Source organism: Nostoc sp. CCY0012 (assembly GCF_963920855.1).
Taxonomy (GTDB): domain Bacteria; phylum Cyanobacteriota; class Cyanobacteriia; order Cyanobacteriales; family Nostocaceae; genus Cyanocohniella.
This window is the reverse complement of the sequence record NZ_CAWUDM010000028.1, coordinates 25,314-43,414: the sequence shown is the minus strand read 5'-3', so window position 1 is coordinate 43,414 and position 18,101 is coordinate 25,314. Positions and strand designations below refer to the sequence as shown.

12 protein-coding genes are annotated in these 18,101 nt (G+C 39.9%); 1 reads left to right on the top strand and 11 read right to left on the bottom strand.

The features are described 5' to 3' along the window. Nucleotides 1-160 precede the first annotated feature (160 nt). Nucleotides 161-2,707 (bottom strand): proteasome protein, encoded by a 2,547-nt coding sequence (locus tag ACM0OS_RS10460; RefSeq protein ID WP_414543120.1) that lies wholly within the window; start codon nucleotides 2,705-2,707, stop codon nucleotides 161-163. Between the two features lie 623 nt (nucleotides 2,708-3,330). Beyond that, on the bottom strand, nucleotides 3,331-4,233 hold the full coding sequence (locus ACM0OS_RS10455; RefSeq protein WP_414543119.1) for an SDR family NAD(P)-dependent oxidoreductase: 903 nt from the start codon (nucleotides 4,231-4,233) through the stop codon (nucleotides 3,331-3,333). Between the two features lie 234 nt (nucleotides 4,234-4,467). On the opposite strand from ACM0OS_RS10455, the gene ACM0OS_RS10450 reads away from it, so the two are divergent. Then, nucleotides 4,468-4,959: an orange carotenoid protein N-terminal domain-containing protein gene (locus tag ACM0OS_RS10450; protein WP_414543118.1), complete on the top strand. Its 492-nt coding sequence runs from the start codon at nucleotides 4,468-4,470 to the stop codon at nucleotides 4,957-4,959. Nucleotides 4,960-6,652: 1,693 nt separating this feature from the next. Here the strand turns inward: ACM0OS_RS10450 and ACM0OS_RS10445 are convergent. The 9 genes from ACM0OS_RS10445 to hepC form a co-directional block, all read right to left on the bottom strand. After that, nucleotides 6,653-7,786, bottom strand: coding sequence for a glycosyltransferase family 4 protein (locus ACM0OS_RS10445; RefSeq protein ID WP_414543117.1), 1,134 nt, complete (start codon nucleotides 7,784-7,786; stop codon nucleotides 6,653-6,655). Nucleotides 7,787-7,797: 11 nt separating this feature from the next. Next, nucleotides 7,798-9,249, bottom strand: a complete 1,452-nt coding sequence (locus tag ACM0OS_RS10440; RefSeq protein ID WP_414543116.1) for an O-antigen ligase family protein — start codon at nucleotides 9,247-9,249, stop codon at nucleotides 7,798-7,800. Nucleotides 9,250-9,351: 102 nt separating this feature from the next. Then, the gene (locus ACM0OS_RS10435; RefSeq protein WP_414543115.1) at nucleotides 9,352-10,296 is read right to left on the bottom strand and encodes a glycosyltransferase family 2 protein; all 945 of its coding nucleotides are present in this window, start codon (nucleotides 10,294-10,296) and stop codon (nucleotides 9,352-9,354) included. Further along, nucleotides 10,214-11,410, bottom strand: a complete 1,197-nt coding sequence (locus tag ACM0OS_RS10430) for a glycosyltransferase family 4 protein (protein ID WP_414543114.1) — start codon at nucleotides 11,408-11,410, stop codon at nucleotides 10,214-10,216. The genes ACM0OS_RS10435 and ACM0OS_RS10430 overlap by 83 nt, the downstream gene beginning before the upstream one ends. A 41-nt stretch (nucleotides 11,411-11,451) precedes the next feature. Continuing rightward, complete coding sequence (locus ACM0OS_RS10425) at nucleotides 11,452-12,444, bottom strand: glycosyltransferase family 2 protein (RefSeq protein ID WP_414543113.1); 993 nt, start codon at nucleotides 12,442-12,444, stop codon at nucleotides 11,452-11,454. A 62-nt stretch (nucleotides 12,445-12,506) separates the two neighbouring features. Then, a complete protein-coding gene (locus ACM0OS_RS10420; RefSeq protein WP_414543112.1) occupies nucleotides 12,507-13,670 on the bottom strand; it encodes a glycosyltransferase family 4 protein in 1,164 nt (387 codons plus the stop codon). Between the two features lie 129 nt (nucleotides 13,671-13,799). Beyond that, nucleotides 13,800-14,639 carry a hypothetical protein gene (locus tag ACM0OS_RS10415; protein ID WP_414543111.1) on the bottom strand — a complete coding sequence of 280 codons (840 nt, stop codon included), beginning with the start codon at nucleotides 14,637-14,639 and terminating at the stop codon, nucleotides 13,800-13,802. Nucleotides 14,640-14,832: 193 nt separating this feature from the next. Then, on the bottom strand, nucleotides 14,833-16,680 hold the full coding sequence (hepA, locus tag ACM0OS_RS10410; RefSeq protein ID WP_414543110.1) for a heterocyst formation ABC transporter subunit HepA: 1,848 nt from the start codon (nucleotides 16,678-16,680) through the stop codon (nucleotides 14,833-14,835). A 194-nt stretch (nucleotides 16,681-16,874) separates the two neighbouring features. Then, a complete protein-coding gene (gene hepC / locus ACM0OS_RS10405) occupies nucleotides 16,875-17,600 on the bottom strand; it encodes a heterocyst development glycosyltransferase HepC (protein ID WP_414543109.1) in 726 nt (241 codons plus the stop codon). Between the last annotated feature and the right edge of the window lie 501 nt (nucleotides 17,601-18,101).

Sequence of the window (18,101 nt, the reverse complement as noted above, 5' to 3'; positions counted from 1 at the left end):
TGGTTGGGAAAGTGGTTTATTAAAATTTATTGGCGTTGATGATTGAAAATCTGAATTTATTGGGCTTACGCCCCGCTGCGCTAACACGCAAAGGCGCAAAGGCGCAAAGGTACAAAGAAAAAAATATGAGGTTGTTTATGCAGATGTACTAAGTTCTCTTCTAACTCCTCTCCACCTCTGAATAAGACATAGTAGAAATTGCCGAAAGAATCTGCAACCAGGTGGGAATAGCAACTTTACCTGGAGAATCGCTAGCAGCAATATGTCTGAGTAATTCTTCTTTTTTAGACAAATTTTGTAGTGTGGGAATAATTTGATCTAAAATCCCTTCGAGTTCGGCGTTTACTTGCTGATTGATTTCACTGACGTATTGTACTAAATGTAAACTGGCACTAGCGATGATTTCATCTCTGAGTCGCAATACGAAAAGTTGATGATTGGCGGTTCTTGGGAAGTCTTGACTTTTTTCTGGGGCCCAATCAAAGATTTGACCAATATTATGTTTTTCGTCTTGTCGCGCTAAGGGAAACATTATCTCTGGTGAAATTGTTTTTTCTTGACTATTAATTTCCGAAATAATTGCTTCTTGCCATTGGATAGGATCACATCCCAGGAGCAATTGATAAAATATATCGGCTGATTCTACACCAAATTTGCTTTCAATTTCTGGTTCCATTTCTGGTTGCAGAAGTTCTTGTAAATAATCACGTTCTGGGGCTATGTGATTTGATAACTTATTTAATAAATCTGCCACTGCTTGGTGGATGCGATCGCGGGCAAAGTTTTCTAGTTCTTTAACTGTTTTTTCAAAGGACGGATAAAAGTCATCACTCTTTGTTGGTAAGGCGCTATTAACTCGATTACCTCGGTTAAATAATTTGCCTGCCGCACCTTTAGATTCCGATAAAGAAATCATCCCATTATTGGCTTTATTAAACAGCAAAGTCCACTCATTCCAATTGAGAATTTTAAATGTCAGTTCATCTTTAACTACATCACTAACTACCTCTCCCCGACGGTCTTTGAGTGGTTCTTTACCTAAATCTTTTTGGAAATTGCGATAAGTTTTATCTAAATTTTCAATGGCAGCACGCAACTCAATTAAATCTGGGGTATCTGTTGTGGGTATGCCTTGTTGATGAATTTCTTCAATAATATTTTTGAGGTAATCTTGCTGCTGACGTAAATTATCGGCAGCCCTACAAGTATCTTGATAAAGTTGTTTTAATCCGTGAGTGGCGACGTGATTTTGAATTAATTCTCGGAGTTTAGCGATACCCCCATCTTGGGCAAAGTAACCTAGTTGTCTGCCTAAACGACTCCGAGGATCAGATTCTAATAGCCGTTCACTTAATAGTTGCCATTTTCGTTGCAACCGCTTAGACCGTTCTAGATAATCAGGATAGTCCAAATTCGCCAAAAATTCTGGTGAACCTGCTTTGACGCTACTAGAACGTTTAGCTAACTCAGCTAGTCCTAACAGTGGCGATGATAAAACAATGCGGTCTGGTTGGCTGGTGAATGCACTAGCGGCGTCAATGGTGGTTTGCAGAACTTTTAACCTGGATAAGACATCTTTTTCTGTTAAAGGATGAGGATCGGCTATCAGTTGATCAAGTTCTCGTTCACCACCTTCACTATCTAAAGGTAGTTGGTCAAAACGACCCACAGCCACCAGAATCAAATCCTTGAGGTCTTGTCCTGGGCGTTGCTGCTGCATCATGGTGAAAATTTTATTGGCGCGATCGCTTCCGGGGGTTTTCCCATTCAGCAAGACTAAAATTGTCTGTACTTCTGCCAATTCCCGCAGTGATAAAAAGGTATCCCTAGCACCGGAATTAGCCGCCCCTAAGCCGGGAAAATCCAACAAGATAAATTCCGAAGCACCTGTAAAATCCCAAATTTCCCGTGCTATTTTCACCTCAATATCCACACGGCGAATTAATGGGAAGCTGTTTTGCAATAATTTGGTAGGTAATCTCTGGGGTGGACTCGGTAATTTAATATGAACAGGTGGTAAATCCTCAAAATTGAGAGTTTGGATAGCCATTGGCTGTTCGGCTAGCTGTAGCCCCTCACGGGCAGTGATGGCATCAATTTGATAGCGTCCATTGCACATCGCTTGCCCATAGGATTGATAAGCACGTACAAACAATACCAATTCCCGTAGTAAATAACGTAACTCTAGATTCTTACTGGTGTTCCACGCATCCTCGCACCAATTGACAATATCTCTGCCACTGTTTAACTTTGATGGAGAAATCAGGGTCAGCCCCGCGGCTTTAGCCCTCTGATTGGCTTCTGCCAACATAAAACGTAAACACTCATTGACACCTTCATGGGAAAGGTACTCTATAGTAAAATTACCAATTTGAGTAGTTAAAAAGCTTTCTTGGGGTACAAGATGAATAGCCGTGACATTGCCTGTGGTGGGATTTTCACTAATGGGCAAAGCATCTGCATACCCCATTAAACTACCTAAAAGCAAGGTCTTGCCGCTACTAAATTCACCCATCACCCCAATTTTCACAGGCGATGTGGCAAGTTCTACCGTTTTCTCAGCAGCTTCGCGGAGACGCACAAGACAGTCATCCAAGCTGACAGGTATCCAATCTTCTTGTTTAGAGGGATATTGCGGGACTGAATCTATTTTTTGGAGAATAAATTCCCCGTACTCTTTAAAACATTCCAGTTTTTCTGGTTCCATAAAGCATTTTTCCACTTGGCATCAATTTCTGTGAGTTTTATAACATAAATACATGAGATCAGCAGATATTCATGCAAAGTGTTGATCAAAGATTTGGCATTTACTACTAAACTATTTTTTACTACCGGCTTACACAATTATGAACCGGATACTTATGTAAAAAAGATTAAGAATTAAAAATCGACATTTATTGATATTAAGTATAATTTCTTCTGTAAATACATTATCCAATTACGTAAATAGCTGACTTCAGATTGCGCCTTGGTGGGAGCTTTTTATACAAAATTTCCCATTGCAGGCAACAAATTTAATATAGAGACATTTCGATAAAATATCTTGACAAACTATCCATGTATAGCAGAGATTTTGGGAAACGGCACTATTGCTCAAATACCTGATGAATTATCAAAATTCAACTTCATCAACTCAAACATAAAAACCCCTAGAAATCTCAGTCATGAACAAACTCACCTCTAGGAGTAGCTATGAACATATAAGTAAAGAAGCATCCCAACAGAACTGAAGCAAACACCCTTTTAAATACTCTTACTTTTGGTCTTGGCGATTTTTTGCCATCTTCTGAGTTCAATTACAGCCCTTGAGATGCTTCTGGAATTACGGGTTTATTTAATAGTCTGAGTCTGTTTATTTTCTAACCCTTCCCTAGAATGATCAAGACGTAATTCCCCCTGGGGTGCAAAGCGCATCCACAAAGGAGTTTCCGAACCAACAGCACCTTTGGCGACAGTCACCCCACCATCAGCCAGCCACAATGCACCTGTGACATAACTGGCTTCATCAGAAGCAATAAAGGCGTAGACATTTGCCATTTCTTCTGGTGTGCCACGACGTGCTAGAGGTGTACCTTGAATCAATGATTTTTCCATTTGGGAATCCATCGGGCCAGTTGTCTTATGCGTCCAAGCAGTATCAATTGCACCAGGACACACACAATTAGCACGAATACCATATTTAGCTTGTTCGACTGCTACACCCAACATAAATGAATGCATCCAGGCTTTAGTCCCACCATAAGTTGTATTAAAGGCTAATCCGTTCATACCAGCCTCAGAACCTGCGCTGACGATATTCCCACGGGTTTTTTGCAAATGTGGTAATACATATTTGGTCATTAAAAATGCCGAACGCATGTTCATGCGGATAGTCTCGTCAAAGACATCGATGGGATAATCTTGAGTTTCCGCAGCGGCGAGAAACACTCCAGCATTGTTAATGAGAATATCTAGTTTACCGTAGGTATTAATAGCAGTTTGCACGCAGTTTTGAGCATGAGATTCTTGAGCAACATCACCTGCATAGACCACTGCATTACCACCATAATGTCTAATGGACTTTACAACATCCTCAATGGGATCATCAGCTAATCCATTAACAATTACTGATGCACCTTCTTTGGCAAATTTATGAGCGATCGCCTCGCCAATTCCAGCACCAGCACCAGTCACAATCGCCACTTTACCATCTAAACGTCTAACCAAAGGAATACCTCCTGTAAATTTCATCATCTATTAGTGGGCTGTTTCAGGTTGCCAAGCATGATTCTTACTTTTGGATTTGAGTATTTTGTCCATTTTCAATACTTGTAATCCTGATATACAAAGCATCCAGCCTCAACTGGGTTCTTTTTATAATTGTTCTACTCTTTGATTTAGATACATCTGTCTTCAGTAGGGTTAAGTAGGAAATAGCTTTTTGTTACGGTTATTCATAACACTCAATTAATCACAAGAACATTTGTTATGACATATACCCAAACCAGCGATCCCAATATTCGTGAATGTGTTGAATCTTGGCAAAACTTAGATGTAGATCAACAGTTGGCTTTATTTTGGTTCATTTATGAAGAAATGGGTGATTCCATTACACCAGCAGCCCCTGGTGCTAGCACTGTTTCACCCGAAATTGCCGAAGGTTTATTCAATCAAGTTCAAGAATTAAGCCATGAAGAACAATTGCAACTTCAGCGCGACATCATCAACAAAGTAGATAATCAACTTATCCGTGAATATGGCTCTTTAAGTGATACCACAAAGCTATTATTTTGGTATCGTTTAGCGCAAGGTATGGAAAATTCGAGAATTATTCCTATGCCTCCTGGTTACAAGCTTTCATCTTCATCGGAAACACTGCTGAACAAAATTAAGGCACTACCTTTTGAGAAACAGATTAATCTTTTCCGTGATTATGTTTCACCAATGGGTGCTGAACCGAAACCCGGTGCTGAAGTTTAAGTATTTGCATTAACTACATCCCGTTTTAGGGTGAACACCTGCTGGTAAGTAGTAATTTTCATCCTTAATCCTTCGTAAAAGCACATAACCCCGGTTTTTTTGGTCGGGGTTATCAAGCCTTATAAGTAGAATGGTGTAAATAATTAAAGGTTTGTAGTGAGGACTTTAGTCCTCTAATAAGGACTGAAGTCCTTACTACGAAACAAATGCAATTTTTTTTACATTACTTCACATAGTTTGGTTTTTTCAAGTCGTTCTGCTTAAGCAAAATCTTTTGATATCTAGCGATTTATTATTTGTGAGTGCTAATAAATAACTCAAACAACACTATAATTTCAAAATACATAATCTTAAATAGACACAGAGTAAAGAATTTAATTTTTACCCTGTGTTAACTTGGGGTTTTCATTATAGCAGATGCACTTAAGCCGTAAAGCTCTTTGTTTTATATGTAAAATATAAGATAATTGCTGAAGCTATTTCATCTGTCTTGCGGTTAATTTCAATATTTTTGTTTTTGCAGTAAGATTTTTTATTGATTTTTCTATAAAGAAAGTTAATTTGGTATTAATCAAGTTATATACACAACAGTTGAATTATTAATATTGTAGATTTTGCCACCCATGCTCAATATAATGTCTGAAGTATACTGCTGAATTAATACTGCATAAAACATTATATTTTAACGCTAAAATTATCATCCAGATATTATCAAAACGAAAAGTAAAACCCCAGGACTGGGAATCCCTGGGGTTTCTAACCTGACCACACTTCTATTTGTAATATAAAATTTTGGAAAAATCAAAATTGTAGTGGACATAAATCTGTAAATTTAGTCCAAAATAAATTATGCATTATCATGCCACAAATATGCTAGCAGGCAATTATTTAATAGCAATCACTAATCCACATATATAAAACTATACCCAAGGTAAAAATTATTATTTAAATATACAAATGAAAAAGATATAATTCCCTAGTTTATGTCTAAAGACGTAATTTTTTAGACTTGATTTCTAATTGGGAATAGAGAAAAATAAAAACATCATGATACAACATGATTGTAGCCAATAAAAGTGACAGAAAGCCTACTTAATGCCCCGCCTGTGGGCATTTTTTATTTCTCGTAAATAACTTGGTGAGATTGCTTCCCTACGGTCGCAATGACGGAAATACGTGGTTGATTACGTAAGTCCTGATAAAATTCAATTTATATGAAGGAAAATAAATTATTCGTAGGGTTTGTTGTCCCACCGCGCTTAAAACCCCCGCTTCCATTCCTCTCCCCTGAAAGCTTCCCCGCGTTGTAGCAAGTGGCGTTTTAGGATATTTAAGCCCCTTTCCGCGTCGGAAAGGGGTTGGAGAGAGGTTCATCGAACTCACGTTTAATTAAATATCCCTGGCTATTTGTTATTAGTTTAATGAAGAGTTAAAGCAGGTTTTGGCTAAATAACTCTCGTTAAATCACAACTAAATAATCAGGGATTAAAAATATTTAATATGTCTTATGTTGTACTAAGCCCGAACTACTGGAACGGCTAAACAAATTCAGTCTTTACTCTGCGGGAAGACGCTATACCTCATGTTTGTGTTTGAAAGTATTTTTTGAGGACTAAAGTCCTCACCCTACGGGTTCGTTAGTCGCTCATGGGGGAAACCCCCAAGACCGCGCTAACTCACTACAAACCTTTTATTAACTTTTTACGGAGGAAACATTTGGCATTACAGAGCGAATTGTATTGATAAAATTTTCGGCATAACGCTGTGTCGAGAAATCGAGGGCGCGTTGGCGTGCTGCAACTCCCGCACGTTGGGCAAATTCTTGCTCGTCCAGATAGCGGAGAATTGCGATCGCAAGTGCATCTGGATCGCCGTAAGGTGTAAGTAGCCCATTCATCCCGTCTGTAATAATCTCTGTGGGGCCGCCTACATTACCAGCTATCACTGGTTTCCCTAATGCCATCGCTTCAATAATCACAATACCAAAGGGTTCTTTATCGGAAGCATGAACAAAGACATCCATTGCTTGTACCCACTCAGGGATATTACGCTGTAACCCAGCCATAATTACTTGTTCTTGCAACCCTAGATTGGCTATTTTGTTGTTGACAAATTCCTCATAATCTGGTTCTAAATCGTGTTTGCCGCCAACAATCACACAATGGGCATCAGGATATTTTTGCAATACTTTGGGCATGGCGTCTATAAGGACATGCATTCCTTTCCATCGTTGCAATCGTCCGACAATGCCAATTAATGGCCCGTGTAGTGGTAAGCCCAATTTCTGCCGTACTTCTATGGGAGAAGGCAGATTAGCCGGTTCAAATCTATCTAGGGCGACACCAGGATAAACCAAAGGTGTGGGTCTGTGGGGCCAAATCTCTGCTTGTGCTTGCTTACCATCTTGGGAAAGGGTAATGACTGCACGGGCTGGGATTGCTGTTGCTAACCGGACTAACTTAGGCTTGTCATAAGGTACTTCGAGTTGGTACCACACAGCAGGTAACCCGGCAATTATGGCTGCAAGTCCCCCATATATATGGGTAATCCACATCCAATTAACGATCGCATCTACACTTTCATTTTTAGCGATCGCAGCTATTTGAAAAACCGTAGCTATCAAACGGTGGACTTGGCGCAATCTACCACTTTCTAATACGCGGATCTTAATTCCCAAGGCCCTTACCTGTTCCACCATTGGGCCATCTTCTAAAAAAACCACCAACCATTCCACACCTGCGTTACGTCCCTGATGCATCAAATCCCACAGCATCATTTCACCGCCGCCTCTTTGTTCGGCTAAGGGCATGACAACTATAACTTTCATAATTTCCACCTTTATTTAAATGTCGAAATGTCGTAATTTCTAGCTTGATGTTGATAATATTTATGTGCTGCCATAGCCATCGCTAAGAATCCCCAAAGAATCATGCCGGCTACACTCAGCATCCCGCTACCGATAACTAGCTGGGCGCAAGAACTAATGCCAATGGCGCGCGCAGTACTGACAAAACTATCAAAATGCGCTTCACGATATTGGATAACACTGAAAATAATCATGATTAATCCACCCAGATAAAAGATGGCGCCAAACCAACCTAGGGTGAAAAACATATCTAAAATGCCACTATCTAGCACAAAAACTTCGATTTGTCCAGTTTTTTCGTTGACTTTCCAAATATTGCCTAAACCGTTACCTAGTCCATTAGAAAGGGCGAGGCTGAGGTTTCTGTCATAGCTATCTGATCTATCTTTAAAGCTAGTATCTTTTTCTAAGTTAGAAAAACTTTCTAAACGATCTGACACCACATCGGAAATCGGCTCGATGGTGACTAAGGGAATTACACATATTGCCATGACGACAATTATGGCCAGCAAGCGCATTTGAATCTTGGCTTTAACTGAACCCATAATCATAATGACCCCTAAAAGCCAGCCAATCCAGTTAGTTCGTGCTTGTGCCAACAAAAACGACACATAACCAACTGCTGAGGCAGGAAAGATTAAAGGCCCAGAACTAGTAAATAATAGTAATAAACCAGTCTGCATCACTGCACCAAAAGGCCCAACAGAGTGCAGAGTACTCCATACCCGCATTCCAAAAGGTACAGGGTCGCCGGAACTAGTAAATAGTTTTGACTCGATTAACCAGTACCTATCCCACTCTGGTGCTACCACAAATTGATATATACCGTAGGTGCCGATCACCAATACTGTCCACAGGAATACCCGTTGAATATTTTGGCGATAGGTGGGATAGTCTCGCCAGTTCATAAATAAGTGGAAAGCAAAGATAATGGGACTTAGCCAATCTAATAAACCACGGGCCACAGGGACAGGTGCGTGATAAATTAGACCCACTAAAAAGCCATAAAACACCCCGATAAAAGCCAAAATAAACGGTAAACCCCCTTGACGAGCCGACCGGGGACAATGCCGTAAAAATGTGGCTATAGTGACAAATACTACTAAATAAGGGGCGATGAGCATTTGCCGGGTGGGGTCCCAACCAACGCGATAGTCAACTAAACGGGTAACTAAAGGTGAAAGAAACCACATCCACCAAGTAAAGCCGATATACAAAATTGGATGGCGCAAGTATAAAAACACAGCTACCACCAAAGCTGTCACCGGATAAATTAACCTTAATTGACCCGCGGCACCGGCAAAATAACAAGTAATTGTCAGCAGCACAAACCCTACAATTGCTAGCCAACCTTGTAGCGATCGCTCTTGCGGCGAAAAGTGTGCTTCTAAAAAACTATTAAAATGTATTTCTTGAGAAATCACTGTGCATTTACCAATTTGAATTTTGGATTGGGAATTACAGTTTGTAGTAGGGACTAAAGTCCCTAAAGGCAGGACTAAAGTCCTGACTACGAGCAAATATTTTTATTCAGTTTGATTAACCGGATATGAGATTACGAATTGCCGATGTGCTTGCCAGCGTCCCCGCCAAGAGGCTAGTAACTTTTGTCCTGCTAGTTGCCCTTGACTGGGTAAAAGTCTCAGCCATTGCACTAAACCCAAACTATCTTGTGTCCCTACTAATAAGGCCCAAAACCAAAAAACGGCACGGCGTAGAGGTGGCAAATGTTCTAGTAAAACTAAGGTTTCGTTATGAACTAAATTAATTAAGGCAATTTCATTAAAATTATTGCGCTGATCTTCATCAAAACGTTGCGCCGGATAGTGATCTACTGCCACTTGCGGATCATAAATAATCTTCCAGCCAGCCCGCTTGATGGCTAAAGTAAATGCCATTTCAAAGTGTACCTGTGCGCCTGTACCTCGCATCCGTTCATCAAAGCGTAATTGCCCAATGGCTTGGGTACGAAAACTCATGTTCACGCCTTTGAGGACATCTACTTCACGGGTTTCACCTACTCCCAGATGATGATTACCAATGACGCGTCCAAACCATTGCAACTTACCAACAACTGCTTGGGAATCGGCTTCTAGTTTGTCGCCGTGATATATCCAATCACGTCCACCGACACCACCAATGCAACTATCTGCTACCAAGTGAGCGGTAATTCTCTCTAACCAATCAGGATGCGGTGCAGCATCGTCATCAGTAACGGAAAGAATATCTCCGGTAACTGCGGTAAGTCCGGCGTTGAGGGCGGCGACAACTCCTGGCTGTGTCACAGTTACAGTGTGCAATGGCAAGTTATGTTCTGGAAATTCTGCGAGAAATTGCCAAGTTTCTGCATCTGTGTCCCGCACCACCACAATCACTTGATGAACAGGTTTAGTTTGTGCTTGCAGTGCCAAAAGGCAGCGTGATAGATCTTGAGGACGGCGATAAGTCGGGATGAGAACTGTGTTCCTCATGATGAATTAACTCCTCAAATAGATCCATATAAGTTTGTGCCATAGTCGTCCAGCTATATTGTTCTGCAACTATGCGGGCGGCTTGTCCCATTTGTTGCAACCTAGTACTATCGCTTGTTAAAGACAACATTGCATTTGCTAAAGCCTCGGTGTCGTCTGAATTTGACAAAACGATCCCACATTCGGGAGTCACCAATTCTGCACCGCCGGTAGCTGTGGCTGTAATTACAGGTAGTCCTGAAGAAAGGGCTTCTAGTAATACCAAGGTGCAAGCTTCGTAACGGGAAGGAAAGACAAATAAGTCTGCTGAACGCATAATTTCGGGAATATCCCGGCGATATCCCATAAAATGCACCCGTTCATTTAACCCTAGAGAAGCTGCTAACTCAGGAAAGGGGCTACCTTCTGGATTCCCCACCACTGCTAAATGTAAGTCGGGAACTTTCACCAAGGCGTGCAGTACTGTATCTAAGTTCTTCCTGGGTGTGCGAATATCTCCGGCAAATAAGGCCAAATTTACATCTGTAGGTAGACCTAATTTTTGGCGATCGCCTACACCAGGAGTAAATTCTTGCAAGTCAACGCCATTGACAATTACCCGAATCTGCGAACGTGGTACGCCGATGTTAACTAGTTCTTGGGCTACCTTTTCCGAGACGGCTACAACGACTTTGGCCTTTTGAAAAGCTTGTTTTTCCCAACGGGCATTAAAAGCCGTATATAACCACTGATAAAACCCGTACAAATCGCGGCGAATGCGGGAAATATGCACAGGCGATCGCAGCCAAGAACTATGAACAAAATGTACAGCATTGACATCAGCCGCAACTTTAGTAATAGCGCCGTTGACTTTAATTAAATCGAAATTTGCACGATGTTGATTTAACCAATGAGCGCTTTTTTGAGCAAAGATTAAATTGCGGATAAATTCAGTAGGATAATTTTCTACTTGAATCGGTATCCAAGTGACAACATCTTGTAATTCTGGTGCTATTTCACTAGCCACTAATGTGAGTTGATGACCACGACGAATGGCTTCTTGGGCGACTTCGTAATTTACTCTTCCTTGACCATCACCTTTTTTTAATGTATGAGTAACAATGCAAAGTTTCACGTATCACCTCCTTCTATAATTCGTGATTATATTTAAGTAATTTACTTAGCTATCCCAAGTAACGAATTAGCTAATATTTGTGGAGTAAAGCTAAGAGTTAAAGCTACTAATGTTCGCATATTAGCTTTTTGTTGACCGAGAGATTTCCACAAATAAGCACGGGCTTCAATAGTTTCTTTATTTCGTAGTAAACCTATACCTAAAGTTGTTTGAGACTCTAACCATTTTTTATAAAAATGTGTTTGAAAATTCTGTAACCGTGCATCTTGCATCATGATTTGGTAACAGAACATTTCACTTTTAGCTTTGCGAATTTTTGCCTGGACATTACGACTACCACTGAGCATAGTGTCTGTTTGCTCATGGGCGCGATATCGTGTCAGTCTTTCTGGACAATAGTAAGCACCAAGTCCAGATATACAGCAAAGATAAGTTAAATATAAATCCCACATACCGCCAATTTCTGAAGGAATGCTATCCCAATCAATTACATGATTACGAATTAAACAAGCTGCGGCAGTGGCTATACTTTTATCGATTAACCCAATTTTGGAGAAATTTTGATGAATCCCCGGTGCTAGTTTATCGCGCTTATAACCCCGTGTATTAGCCTCAGTCCCAGCAACTTTAATCTGACCTTGGGCATCAATAATATATTGGTCACAAAAAGCTAAAATTAAATCAGAATTAGCCTCTAATGGTGGGACAAGTTTCGCTAAAAAATCCTCATTCCACATATCATCATCGTGGAGGCTAGCCACATATTTACCCTTTGCCATTTTAAAGGCATTCATTTGATTGGCAATCATGCCGATATTTTCCGGATGTCGCCAAAATTTGATGCGTGGATCTTGAAAAGATTCTACAAGGGCTTGGGGATTTTCTGGACTACAGTTATCAGAAACAATGATTTCGATATTTTGATAAGTTTGTTTCACAGCACTAGCGATCGCCTGCTGCAAATACTCTGGCCGATTATATGTAGGAATAATGACGCTGACTAGTGGTGCTGGTGATGTAATAGTTAATGACATAAGACAATTGTTGATTTTAGACTGAGAATTTCCCCTACTCCCTACCCCCTACTCCCCACTCCTTAAATTGGACAAAAATTTAAAGCAATGGGATCAGGATTTCTCGCCTCAAATTCAGCAATAGTTTTGGCGTAAATTTCTGCCAATCGTTGCACATGGATATCCATCGTAAATTCTTGCTGATACCAAGCGTGACCGATTTCACCCATGAGGCGGCTTTTATCATAATTACTTGCTAGTTCGTTAATAGCAGCAGCTAACCGTTGGATATTATTAGGTGGAACCAAAACACCTGTTTCACCATCTCGTACATGTTCGGGAATACCACCGACGGCACTAGCTATAATCGGTCGATAGCGACCATAAGCTTCGAGAGTTACCAAACCAGCAGGTTCTGGCCACAAGCTAGGAAAGACTACAGCCAAGCATTGTTGATAAAGTGCTTCTAGTTTTTCGCCATTACACCAACCATGCCACGTAATGCGATCGCTTAACCCTAAATCACGCACTAGTTTTTCCATGCTGGGTTTACTCCACCCATCGCCAGCAATATCAAGATGAATCCGGCTGTCGGTTTTTACCATCGCTTTAATTAGCCATTCCACACCTTTATCGGGAACTATCCGACCAGCAAATAAGATGCGCTGATGTTGATGAATGTCTAAACTTAAAGGCTCAGGAGTACTTTTAGGCGGTTGCACACCAAAACGCAGAGTTACAACACGCTCAGGTGCTAAACCACTACTAATGATTTGCTGACGCACATAATCACTATTAGCAATTACTGGAATCTTCAGCTTTTTCAAGATTTCTAGAGGTTGGGAAGCCTGTCGCCAATTCTGCATAATTTTTTGGGGTCGGCGGCTACCACAACCATCTACTAAATGTCCTAAAATACAACCCAGGGGATTCATCACGCGATCGCAAACTTTCCCGCGATTCGCTAAATATTTAGTACCACTAGGACAGTAATTACAATGATTGTGCAAAGTCAAAATGGCTGGGCATTCCTCCCGCAGATGAACCAGCATATCTGGGTCATGAATATGCAGTAATTGAGCCTGTTTTTGGTCTATATTTTTTAGACAAGAGATAGTGCGATCGCTTACTCCAGGAATTTGAGAATTTACTAAAGATGCTAAATAAGTTTCAATACCACCACCGCCCTTAATATCAGCACGGGAGCAGTGATAAATCATTTTTGTATCAACCAATGTATAACTCATAAAGATTCTACTTATTTGTAGCTAAAATCCTGATTTTTAGAAAATAAATTTGACAATATAGTCATGCTCTTGTGAATAGCTTACTAATTGATTTACACCGTTTTTTATATCAATTGAGTACTCTATCCCCTAAGCCCTAGCATTCATCCAAAACTTGTGCCTCACATCACTGACATAATGCCGTAAAGCAATTTCTTTACTAGCAAACTTATCTGGATAAATAAATTGATCTGCAACATTGAGAACGTATTTTTGTGGGCATAATGGTATACCTTGATTATGGTGAATTGTCAGATGGACAATTGTTTGTTCCGTGAAATAGTTAGGCAATCCTGTGATATTTGCCAAACGTTTGATAGCAAAATCCCAATTTAGTTTATCCTTAAATAAAATAAATCCCGCATTTACAGGATTGAATTTTTCAGCATCTTCATAAATCATTCGTTCATCTAGTGAAGCTGAACAATCGGGTAAATAATGACAGTATTTACTATCTAACTTAGCTAAACTAACTAAATCAATTCCCCCTGGGAAGAATAAAATGTCTGAATCTGTATAAATAGTTGCACCATTAACAGGAATTGACATCAAAGCTGATAACTTTCGACCCATAGGATGGATTTGGGCGTAGTCAGTTACACATTGTGGTAAATCTGTTCTAATAAATTTATTGATATGTACAACCTTAACGCAGGGATGAAGGCTGCAAAGTAACTCACAACTTAAGTCAGTGTAGCTACCATCAGAAATAACAGTGAATGTATTAGGAATGCCAATATGGCGGATAAATGAGCGAATACTTGCTACTTGTTCAGCTAAATCCCGCTCACAAGATAAAGCGTACACATTTAAGGGGATTTGATGAGTTGGCTTGATAGCAATTTTTGCTGTTTTATTCAGCTTGAATTTATATAAAGAGCGGTTGAATTTACCGTGAAATTTAGCAGAATGATAGCCAATATTTACCATTTCTTCACCTCAGTTAAAAACCAATTCCTTGGTCTCAATTTAGTTTGCAAACGAGAAGATTAAAATCCGGAAGAATTTGGGGACTAGGGGGACAAGGGGACAAGGGGACAAGGGGACAAGGGGACAAGCAAGAAAAATTCTCCCCTGCTCCCTTCCTACTCCCTACTCCCTATTCCCTACTCCCTTCTTAAGATCACGCTTGACCCATTTCGTACTGAGTCTTGTGGTACTCCCACAACTTACCTTTGAGGTCGAGTAATTCTTGATAATTACCTTGTTCAACAATGCGTCCTTGTTCGAGGACAACGACCTTATGAGCTTTAGCGATAGTAGAAAGACGATGAGCGATCGCAATCACTGTTCGACCGACAGATAGCTGTTCGATAGAGTCTTGAATCAAGCGTTCAGTCATGGAATCTAAGGCGCTGGTGGCTTCATCCAAAATCAAAATTTCTGGATCACGCAAGAGAGCGCGGGCGATCGCAATTCGCTGGCGTTGACCTCCAGATAACCGCACACCTCTATCTCCTAGTTGGGTATCAAAGCCTTCTGGCATTTCTTCAATAAATTCAAGTGCATTAGCTAATCGTGCAACTTGGCGAATTTCCGCTTCACTGGCCCCTTCTGTACCGTAGGCAATATTATTCAAAACAGAAGTATTGAAAATAAATGTATCTTGACTGACAACAGCAATTTTCTGTCTGAGTGATTTAATGTCAAAGTTGCGGACATTCACTCCATCAATCAGGACGTTACCTTGTGTGGGATCGTAAAATCTGGGAATTAAGTCAATCAATGTACTCTTACCAGCACCAGTTCCTCCGACCAATGCTGTTGTTTTTCCTTTTTCGATGCTCAATGTAATATTATTTAGCACCATAGAAACGGCATCATAACCAAAATCTACCGAGACAATATCAATTGAATGCTTCAGTCGTTTAAACTTAATCTCGCCATTTGGTAAATAATATTTATTGTCGGTTCTCACCAGATTTTTAATATTATCTGCTGCTCCTTGGAGTGTACTCAGATGCGCTCTCGTACCATTAATGTCCTGAACAATGGGTACTACCCGAAATAATACAAAGAAAAATGTCAGTAAAGAAGCAACTTGTAAGTTGCCATTAACCACAAATACAGTAAAGGCAAAAATAATCATGCCAATGAGAATTGTACTAGCTATAGCTTCAGCTAATGGTCTGACAAGCGCCCAAGCTAAAACAACTTTAGTGGCAGTAGTAACTACTTTATCACTAGCATTATAAAAACGCTGCCGTTCAAAATCTTGAGTGGCAAATGCCTGTACAGTGCGAATACCATTAATAAATTCTATGGCTATAGAAGTAAAATTACCGTTAGCAATGGAAGTGCTAAAACTCGCTTCTCTAGCGCGAGAATTTAGAGTTGATAATCCCACTCCCACCAATGTAAATAAGAAAAAAGAAATGATTGAAAGCTGCCATGATAATAAAAACATGGAGATAAAGTAGACCAGAGCCGTTATACCTCTAGTCATCAGAAAGGCTGCACCGCTAAACCACTGCCGCATTCTTTCAATTTCAGTGGTAATAGTGTTAACCAATTCACCAGAACGAGTCTGAGCAAAATAACTCAGTGGTAATCCTTGCAGTTGTTCAAATATTTGCTTGCGTAAGCGATTAGCTAGCAATAATTGAGCCATTTCTGTATATACCTGTGATAAGTAATTAAACCCAGCACGTATCCAGGTACTCAATAAAATCAAAAAAGATATACGATATAGCCGATTAATTGCCGTTGTCTGAGCCGCTAAAACCCAGGTATCAAACCAAGCAATACCAGTTTGTATTGGTTCAGCATCGGGAGTAGTTAAATTTTGCAAAAACGATAGCAAAAAACCAATACTAAAACCTTCAAAAGTAGCAGCTAAAAAAGAAAAGCATAAAGCCAATATGGCAACTTTACGAAAATATTTAAATTCTCGCAGAATCAAATAATTATTTTGCCAAAACTTAGTAGATTTAAACCAATTATGACTTTGTTGAGAAAGAGAAAAGTTCATTGTATTTTCTAACAATATTTTTGTAATTTACACCAGCCACCATAGACGTAACCCCTTTATCGAATAACACCCCAACCAGGAAATATGAGAATAGGAAAACATTAGCAGTTTGTTTTTCTCAGAAGGAACCACAGATGCAAATACCGGCTTTTATCAGTCGCTGCAACTGTGATTTCCATTCCTTAAAGAGCAAATTAGAGTGTTGGGCTATCCAACTGCAACAACTGGGAATCTTCCCAGGAACCCGTAATTGCTTGTTGTTCTTCCACAGTCAGACGAACTGCACTAGACAAACTCAAACTACGAGATCCCATTAAACTCATTTCCCCTCGTAGTACATTGAACAACTGTGGTAGATAGTCTAAATCGTATTTACGCATCCAGCGCCCTAAAGCTGTAAGGTTGTGATTTGCTGTTGTGCAAAACTTGACGGCGCGAAACAGTTTACCCCGTTCGCCAACATACCACTCATAATTAAAAAGTGATCCTGGTGAGTCAATTTGCATGAATACCATTAATGCCAGCATCATCGGACTCATTAATAGTAGTAACCCTAAAGCTACAATCCAGTCAATTAACCGCTGTAATTGGCTAATGTGATTGATTTGTTTACTGCTAGATGGTATGCGGAGGAATACAGGTTTACCAGCTTGTTCACAAGCTTCAACCCACAGTTTTACACCATATTCACCAATATTTGGATCTATAATTACCAAATTTACTAGAGAATGTTTTAAACAATTTACTAACAATTGTTGGTTATTTAAAGAAGGCAAAGATACCTGTTTTGCCTGTGTAGGAAGTTTCACCAACAACTTACCGCGCCGCCACTGAAGTGAGCAATATGGAGAGCAATTATGTTGTTTAGCTGGGGTTGTGGGAGCCGAATCTTGTAGCGCAGGAATTAATGAAATCGTCATATGTCTTTGGATTTATACCATAGTAAGTTGCTGAGTTGATATTGAAGGCTATCAATACCAAAGACTTTGAACCAAATCTTGATTTACTCTGGAAAACTGTAGATGATTGCGGGGAAAAATATGGTATTTTAGCTGACCCTCTAGGCAAGTCTACATATTTCTTGTAAGTGTTGAGCCACCAAATTTTATTTGTAGAGATACCCTTGTTGCAACTTCTCGCTGAGTAAAAGTTAGTCAATCAGTGAAGTAGACTTTTTATCTAACTGTTGAGCATGGGGCTTTAATCTCTAGGATATAAGACTCTGTAGAAATCACTATATGCTAGGATAAATTCTTTATTTAGTCTTCAAACAGTCCGTAGTTTTGCTAGTATATGATAAAGTTGACATAAATATACTGATTTTTCAGTAAAAATATGTGCAATTAATTATTGAGAAATCAACAAAATTAGCCAAAAATATATGTGCGATCGCATACATACAAACTGTACATACCAAGCGC

Bases quoted from the DNA above. Each gene is read 5' to 3' on its own strand.
- ACM0OS_RS10460 (WP_414543120.1), bottom strand. From the start codon at position 2,707: ATGGAACCAGAAAAACTGGAATGTTTTAAAGAGTACGGGGAATTTATT.
- ACM0OS_RS10455 (WP_414543119.1), bottom strand. From the start codon at position 4,233: ATGATGAAATTTACAGGAGGTATTCCTTTGGTTAGACGTTTAGATGGT.
- ACM0OS_RS10450 (WP_414543118.1), top strand. From the start codon at position 4,468: ATGACATATACCCAAACCAGCGATCCCAATATTCGTGAATGTGTTGAA.
- ACM0OS_RS10445 (WP_414543117.1), bottom strand. From the start codon at position 7,786: ATGAAAGTTATAGTTGTCATGCCCTTAGCCGAACAAAGAGGCGGCGGT.
- ACM0OS_RS10435 (WP_414543115.1), bottom strand. From the start codon at position 10,296: ATGAGGAACACAGTTCTCATCCCGACTTATCGCCGTCCTCAAGATCTA.
- ACM0OS_RS10425 (WP_414543113.1), bottom strand. From the start codon at position 12,444: ATGTCATTAACTATTACATCACCAGCACCACTAGTCAGCGTCATTATT.
- ACM0OS_RS10420 (WP_414543112.1), bottom strand. From the start codon at position 13,670: ATGAGTTATACATTGGTTGATACAAAAATGATTTATCACTGCTCCCGT.
- ACM0OS_RS10415 (WP_414543111.1), bottom strand. From the start codon at position 14,639: ATGGTAAATATTGGCTATCATTCTGCTAAATTTCACGGTAAATTCAAC.
- hepA (WP_414543110.1), bottom strand. From the start codon at position 16,680: ATGAACTTTTCTCTTTCTCAACAAAGTCATAATTGGTTTAAATCTACT.
- hepC (WP_414543109.1), bottom strand. From the start codon at position 17,600: ATGACGATTTCATTAATTCCTGCGCTACAAGATTCGGCTCCCACAACC.